The sequence below is a fragment of the Shewanella sp. GD04112 genome (genome assembly GCF_029835735.1).
Taxonomy (GTDB): domain Bacteria; phylum Pseudomonadota; class Gammaproteobacteria; order Enterobacterales; family Shewanellaceae; genus Shewanella.
The window spans coordinates 4,708,387-4,723,259 of sequence record NZ_JAOEAL010000001.1; the positions used below are offsets into that span (position 1 = coordinate 4,708,387).

Annotated in this window: 13 protein-coding genes; 2 read left to right on the forward strand and 11 right to left on the reverse strand. The window is 46.7% G+C overall.

What is annotated here, in order from left to right; genetic code table 11:
- Positions 1-2: 2 nt before the first annotated feature.
- The 7 genes from nfuA to N7386_RS20700 all read right to left on the reverse strand — a co-directional run bounded on the left by nfuA (position 3) and on the right by N7386_RS20700 (position 7,219).
- Positions 3-581 carry a Fe-S biogenesis protein NfuA gene (gene nfuA, locus N7386_RS20670; protein WP_011624525.1) on the reverse strand — a complete coding sequence of 193 codons (579 nt, stop codon included), beginning with the start codon at positions 579-581 and terminating at the stop codon, positions 3-5.
- Positions 582-808: 227 nt separating this feature from the next.
- Positions 809-2,557, reverse strand: coding sequence for a urocanate reductase (gene urdA, locus N7386_RS20675; protein ID WP_089068798.1), 1,749 nt, complete (start codon positions 2,555-2,557; stop codon positions 809-811).
- 93 nt (positions 2,558-2,650) lie between these two features.
- Positions 2,651-3,415, reverse strand: a complete 765-nt coding sequence (locus N7386_RS20680; protein WP_279770757.1) for an outer membrane protein OmpK — start codon at positions 3,413-3,415, stop codon at positions 2,651-2,653.
- A gap of 189 nt (positions 3,416-3,604) precedes the next feature.
- Positions 3,605-4,849, reverse strand: coding sequence for a sensor histidine kinase (locus tag N7386_RS20685; RefSeq protein WP_279770759.1), 1,245 nt, complete (start codon positions 4,847-4,849; stop codon positions 3,605-3,607).
- The gene (locus N7386_RS20690) at positions 4,836-5,513 is read right to left on the reverse strand and encodes a response regulator transcription factor (RefSeq protein ID WP_279770762.1); all 678 of its coding nucleotides are present in this window, start codon (positions 5,511-5,513) and stop codon (positions 4,836-4,838) included. Before N7386_RS20690 ends, N7386_RS20685 begins: the two co-directional genes overlap by 14 nt.
- Positions 5,514-5,515: 2 nt before the next feature.
- Entirely contained in the window at positions 5,516-6,262 is a 747-nt protein-coding gene (locus N7386_RS20695) for a helix-turn-helix transcriptional regulator (protein WP_279770764.1), read from the reverse strand.
- Positions 6,263-6,430: 168 nt separating this feature from the next.
- Positions 6,431-7,219 carry a ComF family protein gene (locus N7386_RS20700; RefSeq protein WP_279770766.1) on the reverse strand — a complete coding sequence of 263 codons (789 nt, stop codon included), beginning with the start codon at positions 7,217-7,219 and terminating at the stop codon, positions 6,431-6,433.
- Positions 7,220-7,244: 25 nt separating this feature from the next.
- Here N7386_RS20700 and bioH point away from each other — a divergent pair, with 25 nt between their 5' ends.
- Positions 7,245-8,039: a pimeloyl-ACP methyl ester esterase BioH gene (gene bioH, locus N7386_RS20705; protein WP_279770768.1), complete on the forward strand. Its 795-nt coding sequence runs from the start codon at positions 7,245-7,247 to the stop codon at positions 8,037-8,039.
- Between the two features lie 61 nt (positions 8,040-8,100).
- On the forward strand, positions 8,101-8,655 hold the full coding sequence (locus N7386_RS20710) for a hypothetical protein (RefSeq protein ID WP_279770770.1): 555 nt from the start codon (positions 8,101-8,103) through the stop codon (positions 8,653-8,655).
- 66 nt (positions 8,656-8,721) lie between these two features.
- On the opposite strand, the gene N7386_RS20715 is transcribed toward N7386_RS20710, so the two are convergent.
- The 4 genes from N7386_RS20715 to N7386_RS20730 form a co-directional block, all read right to left on the reverse strand.
- Positions 8,722-10,686 (reverse strand): LTA synthase family protein, encoded by a 1,965-nt coding sequence (locus tag N7386_RS20715; protein WP_279770772.1) that lies wholly within the window; start codon positions 10,684-10,686, stop codon positions 8,722-8,724.
- A gap of 217 nt (positions 10,687-10,903) precedes the next feature.
- Positions 10,904-13,243: a Tex family protein gene (locus tag N7386_RS20720; protein WP_279770774.1), complete on the reverse strand. Its 2,340-nt coding sequence runs from the start codon at positions 13,241-13,243 to the stop codon at positions 10,904-10,906.
- A 129-nt stretch (positions 13,244-13,372) separates the two neighbouring features.
- Positions 13,373-13,876 carry a transcription elongation factor GreB gene (greB, locus tag N7386_RS20725; protein WP_011624531.1) on the reverse strand — a complete coding sequence of 168 codons (504 nt, stop codon included), beginning with the start codon at positions 13,874-13,876 and terminating at the stop codon, positions 13,373-13,375.
- A gap of 58 nt (positions 13,877-13,934) precedes the next feature.
- A complete protein-coding gene (locus tag N7386_RS20730) occupies positions 13,935-14,861 on the reverse strand; it encodes a diguanylate cyclase (RefSeq protein WP_279771090.1) in 927 nt (308 codons plus the stop codon).
- Positions 14,862-14,873 lie beyond the last annotated feature (12 nt).

Here is a 14,873-nt window from a genome sequence, read left to right on the forward strand (position 1 = left end):
GCTTAAGCGTAAGAATGCGCGCCGTGTTGGTGATCGGTCACATCGCTCACACCAGAGAGTTCACCTGGGAACATATCTAATAGTTGCTTCTCGATACCATCTTTTAAAGTGATATCGACCTGTGAACAACCGTTACAACCGCCACCAAACTGCAGTACTGCTACGCCTTCTTGGGTGATTTCAACCAACATGATGTTACCACCATGGCTTGCCAGTTGTGGGTTGATTTCAGATTGGATCACATATTCAACACGCTCGGCTAAAGGCGCATCGGAAGCCACTTTACGCATTTTAGCGTTAGGGGCTTTAAGGGTTAATTGCGAACCTAATTGGTCGGTCACGAAGTCGATTGAGGCTTCTTCTAAGAAAGGCGCACTCTTCTCGTCAACCATAGCGCTAAAGCCATTGAATTCTAATTCAATATCATCGCTTTCAACAGCGTCAGGCGGGCAGTAAGACACGCCACACTCGGCTTGTGCGGTACCAGGACTGATCACAAATACGCGAATATGAGTGCCTTCAGGTTGATCGGCTAACAACTTTACAAAATGGGCCTGAGCCGCATCGGAAATAGTAATCATGGAAACCAGCTCCGTCAGGGGATACCTGAGTGTTTTAGTAAGAATTAGGCGTATGATACTCCTACTCACACGCGCTTTGTAGTCCCTAGGGTAGCAAGTTCTGGAATTTTGCAAAATCCATCACGCTTTCAGGCTCAGATAAAGGGCTCAAATAAATGAGTAAAATATCCTTCTTTCAAGGCAAAAAAGCGACCGAAAGGCCGCTTTTACTTGCAACAAACCATACTCTACTTAGCGGCTTCTTGGCCTGCAATACGACCAAACACAATAATATCTGTGTACGCATTACCACCTAGTCGGTTTGTACCGTGGGTTAAGCCTGTCACTTCACCTGCGGCAAACAAACCAGGAATAATATTTCCTTTTTCATCTAGCACACGAGTGTGAGTATCAACCACAAGTCCCCCCATAGTGTGGTGCACAGAAGGAGTCGCTTTTAAAATCCAATATGGTCCTTTGCTTAAATCGACTAAACCAGAGCGATGGTTAAAGGCTTCATCCTTGCCAGTCGCGGCATAATGATTGACGTCTTTAATCGTTGCTAATAGCTTATCTTCAGGAATATTAAATACTTTAGCGGCTTCCTCTAAGGTATCAACCTTGTACATTAGCCCATCTTTGGTAAATTCTTTCAGTTCGCCTTGGTGCATTTCAACCGTATGGGCAACGTCCTCGATAGCTTGATTCCATAACACATAGGTATAACGTCCTGGCTGTGCCAGTATGGCCTGTGAAATCACATCTCGGCGGTCCAGTTCTTCCACAAAACGCTCACCATTCTGGTTAATTAGCACAGCTCCGAAAAAACGTGCATCGGCAATCAGCGCAATCGCACCTGATGTAGGGCTACAAATAGGGTATGACTGGATATAGCCCATGTTTTTAGCAGCCGCGTGAATCTTCTCCGCCATAACAATCCCATCACCAGTACCACCTGAATGTCCCGTACTGCCGTAGCGTTCATCTAACTCAGGGTTGTATTTCTTACGCATTTCCATATTTGATGAGAAGCCACCAGTGGCAACAATCACACCGCGTTTAGCATGATAAGTGATGGTTTTACCATTGTGAGTCGCCTCGACGCCAACAACCCGCCCCGTTTGATCTTGAAGTAATCGCTCCGCTTTGGTGTTGGTATGAATGGGTAAACCAACTTCTTCAGCTTTAATAGAAAACTTACTGATCACTTCAGCACCGGTGTGGCCTTTAGGGATTAAAGCCCGTTTAACGCTATGTCCACCAAACTGGAATAATTGGTCGGGATAAAACTCAACTTTTACATAATCCCTTAACCACTCTGCGGCCTCGACGGCATTGTCTGCCATGGTCTTAACCATTTCGGGATCGCCCTTAAAGTCCCCACCTTTTAAGGTATCGCTGATAAACAACTCTTTGCTATCAGTTATACCCATGTTTTTCTGTACCCAGCTTCCGGCCACATTCATCTCAGCGCCAGAAATCAATGAGTTACCACCAACGATCGGCATTTTTTCAATAATCACTGCCGTTCGACCTGCAGCCATAGCCTCTAAGCCCGCACTAAATCCAGCCCCACCCGAACCAATCACCACAACGTCATAGGTATATTCGGTCGGTGTCACAGCTTCCGTTTTTTTTGCGGCAGCAACTGCTGCCAATGTGACGCCTGCGGCTTCGATACTTTTACTGACGGCCTCTTTAAGTGCATTCGATGTCACTGTCGCCCCAGTAATACCGTCAACATCGACAGAATTATTGTCAATAATCGCCTGCTTCACATCACGAAATACTGCTCCCGCAAGAACTTTATTTTCCTTTTGCTTGAGTACATCAATCGCAACGATATGACCGTCTTTAAATGTCGTTTCAACCTGCACTTCGCCATGCTTACCTTGAGCCGTGCCTTGGCTTTTGACTATTTGATGTGTCACTTGACAACCCGCGACCACAATGAGTGCAGTAATAGCAAGACCTATGATGGATTGTTTATAATGCATTACAGTCCCTCTGTATTAAATGTATAGAAATTTTAAAATCAACATGAATTATAAGTAATATACTTATTTAAAATATTTAGTAGCTTATTTTATTCAAAACTGATAACCGACAGACACACCATATTCAATTCCATCATTATATTGTGCTCCCCAACTGTCATAATGGGTAAGATGCAGTTTGGTGTATATTGAGTCAGTCAAATTCGTCTGCAACGTAGTTATAATTTGGTGACCATAACTTTCATAAGAAAATAGTTCCTGATGCGCCTTGTCCCGATCAATCTGAGCCTCGTAATTTAGACTAAGGCTATGTTTAGCCCCTAATAGTTCAAATGGATATTTTGCATTTACAACAAGTGCGTAGCCGGATAAATCGTTAAACTTCTCTGATGTAGGAGAGAAATTGCCAAAGGTATAATTAAAGCCAACACCATAATTTAATGATAGAGACTTGAATTTTGTATTATGTGTTAAACCTAGATAAAGATTGTCTTCGACTAAGGTTTCACTAGCTGATATAAAGTTTTGCGTCCAAAAATTGAAGTTAGATTCACCTAGCTGATTTTCTAGTATCATTAATGACTTAAGTGTTGTTTTCCCATCCTGATTTTTCTGATTCTCGGCCAGTTCTGCAGGGTTTTCTAATTTTATATTCGCAAAATAGGTCCCCCAATCCGCAATCCCTAAATGATTTAATTTAACAAATGGTTGATTAAATACCCCTGGGTTATCATCTTTTGTACTCTCGGAATAAAACTTATAACCCAGATCTACACTAGTTTTAGTAACATCGGCATAGGCTGAAGCACTAATGAAAATTGTGCTTAATAAAGCGGACACCATACTTTTATTCAACATAAATCCTCCACACCATTATGTCTGACCAGACAGTAGTCTCCTCACCATAAAAATGATTTTTTAGTAGAGAAACCATTTAATGATATTTTTACTACAATCAAGTAAAAGGCTATGTGATCTATGATTTAAAAGTTTTTTGATTTGGAAATGTGTGTGGTTTTACGCAGTAAAACTACACTTTAAATATACTTATTTTATTTCTAACCTTGATATAAACAGATTATTTTCTGATGATATTTCAAAAATCCACCCTAATTGTTGCGCTAACCGCCTGACCAACAGTAAACCTAGCCCAAAACCACTATTGCCTTGTCCACTATACGAGTTAACTATCTCTATTGAATGTCCACTTTGAGTGATATGTATATTAGCACCACCATGCTCCATGCTATTTCTTAACAAATTACTGATAACAATTCGTAGCGGATGCAGCGGTACTAATAATCGTGTGCTATCTGTCACTAACTGTATATTTCGATCTAGTCCATGCACTCGTTTTTGCTCCTCAACAATATTAAAAAGCAAGGGATAGATAGCTACTACCTCCTTCTCCATAACAACGCATTCTTTATTCGTTAGCCAGAGTAATGTTTCAATAAGTGACTTCATTTGCCCTGTTGCTTGAGAAGCATTTAGAGTTGCACCAGTGAGTTCTCCTTGTTGCAGGGTAAGAATTTCAAATGATGACTGACATATCGCAACGGGTGTACGTAACTCATGGCTAGCAAAGCGTAAAAAATTTAACTCTCGCAGCTGAGCTTCCTGGAGTTGTAATATCGAGTTATCTAAGGCATCAACAATTGCCCTTAACTCAGCATATTCCTGTTCGGGTAACCTTAATTTTTTCCCACCAATCCAATCATGCTGCTTTATTGCATGGCTAATCTGACGAATAGGAGTGATCACTTTACTTTGCATATAAAAAGCAAGACCAGCACTCGCAGAAAAAGTAATTAATATCAGAAGTAAAATTGCCGTCATATTTTTGGGTGCAAATTGTAAATCATGGGTTACATTGATATGCAACCAAATATAGAGAGCTATATTATCTTTCGTGTAATACACACTTAATGCATCAACATAGGGGCCTTCAGCATGCTCATATACAATCTTATTAGTATCAGAGAGGGCTTTATTATTAGTCAGTGCCCGAATGTTCGAAGGGAGCTCATGCCAATTAGCATAGACGGTAAGATTATCCGTTTTTAGAATGGGTTGTTTAACTGAAGGTTTATGCGACTGAGTGCTTTCAGCTAATTCTAATATTAATTCAGCAGATTGCCCCGCATTATGAACCGTGATTTTATGCATCGAAATCATCCCGGCACACATCATGCAGAGAGGGATAAAGCTATTAACCGCTAATGTGATTAATAGGAAAATAACACCCCATACTTGGTAGCTTCGCTTAAGGCTAAGCTTAGGAACTTGCATCAGTGTCATCTCTAAGACTTAATCCAACCCCACGAATCGTATGCAGCAATTGGTGTTCGAAGGGCTTATCGAGCACTCTACGTAGAAGATGAACATGGCTGCGTAGGCTATCACTATCCGGAATACTATCAGGCCAAATCAATCGCTCAATTTCTTCTCGACTGACCGTTTCTGGGCTGCGCCGCGCTAATAACGCTAAGATCTGCCAACCTGTTTTAGATAACGTAAGCAATAGTCCTTGGCGATAAACCAGATGATTCCCAAAATCTATTTCGAGATCACCGATGGTGAGACGTTGAGGCGCAGGTCGACGCTGGGCGACCACTTTTAGTCGTGCAACCAACTCTTCCATCGCAAAAGGCTTTACTAGGTAATCGTCAGCCCCAACCGCAAACCCACTCAAACGTTCTTTAAGGCTACTGCGTGCAGTTAACATAATCACGGGTGAAGTAATGCACTGTGCTTTCCACCGTTCACACGCTTTTATTCCATCACCGTCCGGTAAATTAAGATCCAGGATAATAGCGTCAAATTGTTGCCGGCTAATGAGCATATCTGCTTGGGCTAAATTAAATGCGTAATCACACTCAATGCCACTTAACTCAAGATATTGAATGATGTTACTTGATAACAGCCGATTATCCTCAATCAGTAATATCAACATATTTAAATCAACTCATATTGGTGCGCCAAATGAACCAAGTTTGCCCTATTAGCTGCACCAAATTTTTTCCGCATGGTTTCCATATGATATTCAACTCCTCTAACACTTATCGGGAGCTGAGTAGAAATTTCATCGTTTTGTAAACCATTTGCAACCATTTTCAAAATATCTCTGGCATTTTCTTTTATCAGGGGACTTTGTAAAAATGGATTGAATTGGGGTTTGTTGAATTCAAATAGTTTGTGTTGCGCATCCTTTAACGTATCTGCTAATCCGTCTAACATTAGGTCTGAATTATTTCGGTGACTCAGTAGTATAAAACGACCAGTCCAACGACATTGCTTGTGACACGCAATAGGCCAACTCAGGACAGTCTGAATATTGTGCTTATTAAACAGTACGCTTGCCTTATTGTTTTTTTCACTTATAAATTTATATGCGTAGGGTTTTGATGTGTCGAGTGAAAAACCAAAATTAGCATCACTAGCGGCCACTTGATTTAAATAAAAGCGCTGTAATTGAGCAACCACAGGTGAAGAAGCTACGCTAGCGATCGGTTTACGCAATGCCGTAGGGGAAAATAAACTGGTATCTTTCGGAAAATGATAGTTTTCATAAGCACAGTGTGGGATCCCCTGAAACCAAAAACCACTAAAACCGTGCAGTTTCAATGAAGCACTAATTTCCTGAATAACGTCTTGTAACGTCGATACCCTATTTGCATTTGATAGAGCCTGTTTAGCTTCCATAAATACCCCCAAACCAAATAATAAAGGAAGGTATCTCAATACAAATAATAAACAAAACCTATTGATACATATACTTACATCTGATCCCAAAAATAAAACTTATTTTTTATTTGTCGTTTTTTTGACATTGTTTTGACGTAAGCAAAGGTAAAATGCATTGCCGCTTGCCTACTCCTCAAACGCTTCCAATAAACCCGGTGCTTCGGCTCTGGCGAGGCACCATATTTGCACTTGTATATATCGCGCCTCGAACAAGCGGGCAATTTCTGCCACTGTGGTCCCCGTGGTGACCACATCGTCCACCAGCGCAATCCGTTGATAGGCAAAATCAGCGTTTAACTCGAAAGCATCCTGTAGATTTCGCCGGCGCTGTGCGCCATTGAGTCCGGCTTGTGGGCGCGTATCCTGCCGCCGAATTAATCCGTCACTGACCAGTGGCAGCGAGAGCTGCTTCGATAATTCATGGGCAATTAACCATGCTTGATTAAATCCACGTTGGCGCAGCCGATTGGGATGTAAAGGGACTGGCACTATGGCCTGCGGAAGAGTGATTAAGTCTTGCTGTTCGAGCTGACCAATGCGCGCCACTAAGGCTTGGCACAATATGGGTAGAGCGGCGAGTTGCCCCTGATATTTAATGGCCGCTATCCAAGGACCAAAGCCTTGATGATAGCTGCAAGGTGCGATGACTTTTCGCGGTTGATGCCTTAGGCACTCACCGCAATATTCGAGTTCAAGCGGCATGGATTTTCCACAACCTAAACAAATTGGGCTGTGATATAAGCCCGTTTGCAGGCATACCTGACAAAATCCGGCTTCCTTTGCATTGAGGGATTGGTGGCACAGTAAGCAGCGGTTAGGTAAACTGCCCGCCAAGTAACGCTGCCCCAAATGCGAAACTATGCGTAACAGCTTCGCCCCCTGTTGCGACCAAGTCCATTTGCTATCGCCCGACATACAACTTCCTATTAGAGGTATTTTAGTGAACTCTGCGACGCCAGCCCATCATCCGCAACTGCATATCGACACCCGAGGCCAAGGGCCGGATCTGGTCATGCTTCACGGTTGGGGCGTTAATAGCGCCGTCTTCACGCCGCTCCATGAGCAGCTTTCTGAGTATAGAGTCCACTATGTCGATCTGCCGGGCTTTGGCTTAAGCCAGCCAATCGCGGGTGGTTTATCGACTTGGGTGGATGCGCTAATTCATGTCTTACCCGCCAATGCGATTTGGGCTGGCTGGTCACTGGGTGGATTAGTAGCCACCCAAGCCGCCATAAGCTACCCATCCCATGTCAGAGGATTAATGACTATCGCCTCCTCGCCCTGTTTTATGGCAAGGGAGGAAGAAGCATGGCCCGGCATTCCACCGCAGGTGCTCAGCATGTTTGGCGAGCAGCTTGGGCAAAATTTACCAAAAACGATTGAGCGCTTTTTAGCAATTCAGGCCATGGGCAGCGAAACCGCCAAAGACGATATTAAGCAGCTGCGGGATTTAGTCTTAGCACGCCCGCTACCCGATGCAGCGGCCTTAACTCAAGGTTTGGATATGTTGAACCAAATCGATCTTAGGCCACATCTCTCGGCGATACAGCAACCTTGGCTGCGGATCTGGGGTCGACTCGATGGACTCGTGCCCAAACGCGTTCAACCTCAAATGCCCACCGCCAGTCACATCACTGATGTCATGCTTGCCAAGGCATCCCACGCACCATTTGTGTCCCACAGGGAAGAATTCTTGCAGGCAATCACACCTTGGCTGGCGCAATTCAAGGACTAGTGCTTTATCTTTGTGCAATAAGTGGCTAGTATTTAACCATTAAGGCCACAAGGAATTTTTCATGCTGCTTGTCAGTAACTACCCCCAAGTTCCGATAGCGACGACCAATGTCGCGACGGACTCGGCTCGGGTCGACAATCAGCTCAAGCCCGTCGTTATCCCGCCACAGGCCGCGACTAAGGGCCATGAAGAACGCGCCTTTAATCCGCAAAATGAGCGTACCGCCGATCAAACTCAGCAACAGGCACGTTTGCTCGAGCAAAATCAGCAACAAGTTCAAGACAAGCAGCAACAGCAGCAGTCTTCAAAGCAGCAGAGCCAGCAACAGCAAGAGAAACAAGCGCCCCTAGTTGCTGCCGATCGTGCGCTCCCTAAAACCCTTAAAGTGCCAGTGCGCGGCCCAGCGGCGCTGCAGCGTAAGGATATTCGGTTAAAGGTCGGCCAAAATACTCCTCGCCCCGCCAATACTACGGCGAAAACCACGACTGCGGCCGCGCGTCAGCCGATGCAAGGGGAATCCCCTCAGTTTTATCAACAAGTTGGACAGCGTATTGGGCAATATTATGCGCAGCAAACTCAGCCCGAAGCCGAACCAGCTATGTCGGCTTGGATTTAAAATCTGCTGGTTTAAGGATAAGTTTCAAAATAAAAATGCCGCTAATCAGCGGCATTTTTCATTCGGTTATTTACCCGAGCGATACAGCTCTTGCTGGTAGGCTAGGCTGCCCCACAGTGCCCAACCTAAGGCCTTTTTCTCCAACGCCTGCGCCGCAGGGGCATAAGGCGTTAAGTGCTCGGTCTTTTCATCGTACTGGAAGCCCTGCGCTGCTTTCTCTGGCTGCAGGATAACCACATCTTTACCTTCCATCAGGGCAAAGTTTTTATCGTATTGCATTAGCGCACGACCCGGCCAATCCTCGCTGACCTGGGTTAAGTCACGACCTAACATAGGGTAAGAGTCTGAAATACCAATCAAAGATAACAGGGTTGGCGGCAAGTCGATTTGACTCACAATACGGTGATCGCGTTTTGGCGCAACATTATCCCCAATGATTAACCCCGGAATACGGAAGCGCGATACTGGCACCAAATCGGCCCCACCAACGCGACTATCGTGGTCGGCCACCACGATAAAAATAGTGTCCTTCCAGTAGTCGGCATTTTTCGCCAGTTTGAAGAACTCACCAATCGCATAATCGGCATATTTGGCCGCGTTATTGCGAGTTTGCTTAGGTTGTTCATACAGCTCAATGCGGCCATCGGGGAATTCGAATGGGTCGTGGTTACTCGAGCTAAACACCAAGCTAAAGAATGGTTTACCTTCACTGTGAAGACGCTCGAACTCACTATTCGCCTTACGCATTAAATCTTCGTCGGATGCGCCCCACGAGCCAACAAAGGCCGGAGACTTATAATCCTTCTGGTCGATAATGTCGCTAAATCCATTACCGAGGAAGAAACTGCGCATATTGTCGAAATGGCTCTCACCACCGTAGATAAATTGGGTGGTGTAACCGTGGTTTTTCAGCAATTCCGCGAGAGTGAAAAAGCCCGTCTGGCTCTTACCGAGTTTTACCACGGCGCGGGCCGGTGTTGGCGTAAAACCTGTGGTGACCGCTTCGATTCCGCGCACTGAACGTGTGCCAGTGGCGTAAAGATTATCGAAATACCAGCCTTCCTGTGAGAGCGCATCGATATTCGGCGTTAAGGGCATACCGCCTAAGCTCCCCACAAAGCGGGCGCCTAAGCTTTCCTGTAACAGGATGACTAAGTTTTTCGGTTTACCACTGTAGCTGGCCTGGTTAAAGCTCAATGAAGGGATATCGCTCGAGGTAAAGGCACTCTCGGGGCGACCACTCTCTTGTCTAATGGTCTTGATGATCTCATCTCTATCTAATGAGCCATATACCTTAGAGGCGTCTTCTTCGCTGCCCATTTGCTTGATTGCAAACACTAACGAATAAGCAGAGTTAATCACGAGGGAGTTCACTAATGGATCGTCGGCAAATGCCACCATCGCTGGGTTGATTGGACGATGGCCTAAGGTTGAGCGCGCACCCAATAGGGTCACGACGATCACCAAGACAGCTAGCACCGGACGCCAATACCAACGTGGGAAACGCAGATTTTTAGTTAACTTACCGCTGAGTATCCAACCGCCCCACAGCGTCGCTAGGGTAAGCAGCACAGAGAAAATCAGCTCCAGTTTGCGTCCCGCCCACAGCATCGACAGCACTTCTTTGGGGTAAATCAAATACTCCACATACAAGCGGTTCGGACGAATGCCGTATTCCTCAATAAAGGCTGGCGTTGAAACCTCAAGGAACACAATGGCCCACAGACCTAAGGTTAGCCATAGGCGCAGCACCCATTGCCAAATGCGGCCAAGCAGGTGTTCACCCGAAAACAACGCCGTACCTAAGGCGGCGACGCCCCATAACCAACACAGGGTTGCGATATCGACACGAATACCTTGTAGTAGCAGATGCGACCAACCGTCAACAGCGGCCACACGTTCGCCCTGCCACAGACCTAAGCCGATACGGCTTGCCGTAGCAATAGCGAGTACTAACAGACTGAAAACAAGAATGACGCGAAATGGCCCATGGGCGGACTGGCGTCCACGAGCGGATGAACCTGACTGCATGTATAACCCCAAAACATTAAACTTCCACTCAGCTTTGGAGTGTCAATTTGAAAAAAATCGGTGAAAAAGTTGTGGTATGACAACCGATTTTGCTTAACGTTGCATTAAATGCCGACTTTATATTACCTAGGACAGCATATATGCAACAATTTTGTGGCTAACGAGTAAAAAATGTCGACTCGAACACAGGTGTGTATCCGAGTCGACCTGAGTCAGATTACTTTTTCAGCTTTGCGAAGGCGTCGGCAAAGGCATTGCCCATGGCCGCATTGACGGGTGCCGCTTTTGGCGCAGGACGCGAAGACTTATGCTGGGCATTGCCCTTATGAGCCTGTGGCTTACCTTGAGATGGGCCGCGTGTTTGAGCCTTGCTCTGATCGATAGCCTCATCCAGACGCATACTCAAACCGATACGACGACGCTCGACATCGACCTCCATCACCTTCACTTTCACTACATCACCCGCTTTGACCACTGTATGGGGATCGGTAATAAATTTGTCGGTTAATGACGAGATATGCACTAAACCATCTTGATGCACACCGATATCCACAAAGGCGCCAAAGTTAGTCACGTTGGTGACAACGCCTTCGAGGATCATCTCTGGTTTCAGATCCTTAAGCTCCTCAACCCCATCCTTAAACTTGGCGGTTTTAAACTCACCACGCGGGTCACGACCCGGTTTATCCAGCTCGCTGAGGATATCGGTCACTGTCGGTAAACCAAACTCAGGGGTCGTAAACTCCTGCGGCTTGATATTGCGTAGCAGCTCAGAATTACCGATAAGGCTCGCCAACTCCACTTGCTTGGTCTTAGCAATGCTTTCGACCAGCGCATAGGCTTCGGGGTGAACTGCCGACATATCCAATGGATTGTCGCCATCACGGATCCGCAAAAAGCCCGCGGCTTGTTCAAAGGCTTTAGGGCCCAAGCGCGGCACTTTCAGCAGTTCTTTACGGTTTTTGAAGGCGCCGTTGGCATCGCGGTAGTCGACCAGGTTTTTCGCTAAGGTTTTGTTTAACCCTGCCACCTGCGACAGCAAAGGCACTGACGCCATGTTTAAATCCACACCCACACCGTTTACGCAGTCTTCGACCACGGCTTCGAGCGAGCTAGACAGCTGGCTTTGGCTTACATCGTGCTGGTATTGACCCACACCGATGGATTTAGGCTCAATCTTCACCAGTTCCGCTAAGGGATCCTGTAGACGGCGAGCAATCGAAACGGCGCCACGAATAGACACATCCAGCTCAGGGAACTCAAGCGCGGCGAGTTCTGAGGCGGAATACACGGAAGCACCCGCTTCACTCACCATCACCTTGGTCAGTTGCGGTTGGCTATCCTTAAGGCTGGCAATCAACTCACCCGCTAACTTGTCAGTTTCGCGTGATGCAGTGCCGTTACCAATCGCGATTAATTCCACCTTATGCATTTGCGCTAAGTTGGCTAAGGTACGAATCGACTTATCCCACAAATTCTGTGGCGCATGGGGGAAAATAGTCGTATGTGCGACCAGCTTACCCGTGTTATCTACCACGGCCACTTTAACGCCCGTGCGTAGACCCGGGTCTAGACCCATAGTCGCCTTAGCGCCCGCTGGTGCGGCCATAAGTAAGTCGCCTAAGTTGCGGGCAAACACTTTAATGGCTTCTGCTTCGGCGCGCTCACGCATTTGCGAGATAAACTCGGTTTCCATCTGCAGTGCAATTTTAATCCGCCATGTGGCGGTCACAACGGTCTTAAGCCATTGGTCAACACTGCTATCGCCGAGTTTTAGGCCTAAGTGCTCGCTAATGATCACTTCACAGTAACTGCCCTGACCCGCTTCGGCAGCAGGATCGGCATTCATGGATAGGGAGAGGAAACCCTCATTGCGGCCACGCAACATCGCCAAGGCACGGTGTGATGGCACTTTCGCCAGAGGTTCGCTGTGCTCGAAATAGTCGCGAAACTTAGCGCCCTCCTTCTCTTTGCCGGCGATAACACGGCTCTCTAACACACTGTTTTGGCTCAGGTGTTCACGAACTTTACGCAGTAATTCCGCATCTTCGGCGTAACGTTCCATCAGAATATAACGAGCGCCTTCCAGTACGGCTTTGGTATCGGCAAAGCCCGCTTCGAGATTCAGATAACCCGCAGCCAATGCTTCGATATCGGCATTACGGTCCGCCAGTAAAGCTTCAACAAGCGGCTCTAATCCCGCTTCAATCGCAATTTGGCCCTTAGTGCGGCGTTTAGGCTTGAAGGGAAGATACAGATCCTCGAGGCGGGTCTTGCTGTCGGCACCTTCAATTTCCCGTTGCAATTCAGGCGTTAACTTACCCTGAGTTTGAATGCTGGATAAAATGACCTGGCGTCTGTCATTCAGCTCACGTAAATAGCCTAAACGGGTGTGCAATGTACGTAATTGGGTGTCATCTAAACCACCAGTCGCTTCTTTACGGTAACGGGCGACGAAGGGAACTGTGGCACCATTGTCGAGCAAATCTATGGTGGCAGTGACTTGATGCTCCTGAACATTCAGTTCCTGAGCAATAATTTGGGCAATAGTCTGCATAAATAAAGTATCGTGCCTAAGGGTTTGATTGATCCTAATTGCGCCCAAGATACCACAGGCGCAGTCGTTATTTCATATGATGCTGTCGATTTCAGCATGAAAATCGACGAGAGTTTGATCTACTAAAGGTTATTCTGGCTCGCCCTCGAGCGGCGTCTCGAATGGGGTATAGCGGATGTCATTGATATACCATTCCTTCGGACCCGAGGGGGTTTGCACGACCACTTCATCATCGACCTGTTTGCCGATCAGTGCCCGCGCCATAGGAGAGTCTATGGTGATGTAGCCGAGTTTAGTGTCGAGCTCATCCTTGCCGACGATACGATAACGCACGCGCTCGCCCGCTTCGTTTTCGAGCTCGAACCAAGCGCCAAAGTAAATTTTGCCTTCCTGCTGGGGAGAATAGTCGACGATTTTGAGTTCTTCGAGGCGTTTGACCAGATATCTAACCCGACTATCTATTTGACGCAAAAGCCTTTTATTGTAAGTGTAATCCGCGTTTTCACTTCTATCGCCCTGGGCGGCGGCCTCTTGCACTTTAAGGGTGATCTGCGGACGATATTCCTTCCACAGGTACTTTAATTCTTTATCTAAGGTCATCCAGCCTTGGCGGGTGATCAAATGCGCTTTCATAACTCACTATCCACAGGTTTAACCATGTCGAGTCACTTTACTCGACACTCAAACAAGATTATTGCGCCGGTTCGATATCGATACCAACGACTTCATTACGGCCATTATGCTTAGCGATATATAGCTGCTGATCCGCAACTTCAACCAAAGACTCCCAACTTTGCTCGGCGAGTGGCTGAATTGCGGCAATACCGGCGCTCACTGTGACCTCACCAAACTCTGAGTCTAGATGCTCTAAATGCAGGGCATGCACCGCATCCACCATCGCCTGTGCGAGGCGCATGGCGCCAGACAACTTAGCCTCAGGCAGGATACAGATAAACTCCTCGCCACCGTAGCGCGCGATAAGATCGTTAGGGCGTTTTAACATACCTTTGACGGCATCGGCGACCAGTCGCAAACATTGGTCTCCTTCCTGATGACCATAGCGATCGTTATAGCGTTTAAAAAAGTCCACATCCAGCATGATAACGGACAAATACGCTTGATTACGGCTGCAATGGCGCCAGATTTCGGGTAAGCGTTGCTCGAATTGGCGACGGTTAGCCACGCCAGTCAAACTGTCGAGCAGGGCGATGGAATGCAATACATCGGATTGGCGCTTAAGTAGATATTGGTTCTTTACCCGCGCACTGGTGATGATGGGGTTGATCGGTTTGTGAATAAAATCCACCGCGCCGAGTTGAAAGCCCTTCACCTCTTCCATCTCATCGAAATGGGCGGTAATAAAGATCACCCCAATATTGGCGGTGGCGGGGTCGGCTTTTAGTCGCTGGCAGACTTCATAACCCGTCATCTCAGGCATTTCGATGTCTAATAACACCAGATCGGGCTGCATTTTTTGGCATACCTGCAGCGCCTGCTCACCACTCGTCGCCATGAACATCTCATATTCCTCATGGAAGAGTTGGTGTAAGATTTTGATATTCAGAGGCTGATCATCCACGATCAAAATCTTGCCTTTAGTGGCCTGTTGCGTCGCCATTAATTCACTTAA

What these genes read in the sequence shown, in the direction of transcription:
- nfuA (WP_011624525.1), bottom strand. Translation starts at nt 581, where the DNA reads ATGATTACTATTTCCGATGCGGCTCAGGCCCATTTTGTAAAGTTGTTA.
- urdA (WP_089068798.1), bottom strand. Translation starts at nt 2,557, where the DNA reads ATGCATTATAAACAATCCATCATAGGTCTTGCTATTACTGCACTCATT.
- N7386_RS20680 (WP_279770757.1), bottom strand. Translation starts at nt 3,415, where the DNA reads ATGTTGAATAAAAGTATGGTGTCCGCTTTATTAAGCACAATTTTCATT.
- N7386_RS20685 (WP_279770759.1), bottom strand. Translation starts at nt 4,849, where the DNA reads ATGCAAGTTCCTAAGCTTAGCCTTAAGCGAAGCTACCAAGTATGGGGT.
- N7386_RS20690 (WP_279770762.1), bottom strand. Translation starts at nt 5,513, where the DNA reads ATGTTGATATTACTGATTGAGGATAATCGGCTGTTATCAAGTAACATC.
- N7386_RS20695 (WP_279770764.1), bottom strand. Translation starts at nt 6,262, where the DNA reads ATGGAAGCTAAACAGGCTCTATCAAATGCAAATAGGGTATCGACGTTA.
- N7386_RS20700 (WP_279770766.1), bottom strand. Translation starts at nt 7,219, where the DNA reads ATGTCGGGCGATAGCAAATGGACTTGGTCGCAACAGGGGGCGAAGCTG.
- N7386_RS20710 (WP_279770770.1), top strand. Translation starts at nt 8,101, where the DNA reads ATGCTGCTTGTCAGTAACTACCCCCAAGTTCCGATAGCGACGACCAAT.
- N7386_RS20715 (WP_279770772.1), bottom strand. Translation starts at nt 10,686, where the DNA reads ATGCAGTCAGGTTCATCCGCTCGTGGACGCCAGTCCGCCCATGGGCCA.
- N7386_RS20720 (WP_279770774.1), bottom strand. Translation starts at nt 13,243, where the DNA reads ATGCAGACTATTGCCCAAATTATTGCTCAGGAACTGAATGTTCAGGAG.
- greB (WP_011624531.1), bottom strand. Translation starts at nt 13,876, where the DNA reads ATGAAAGCGCATTTGATCACCCGCCAAGGCTGGATGACCTTAGATAAA.
- N7386_RS20730 (WP_279771090.1), bottom strand. Translation starts at nt 14,861, where the DNA reads ATGGCGACGCAACAGGCCACTAAAGGCAAGATTTTGATCGTGGATGAT.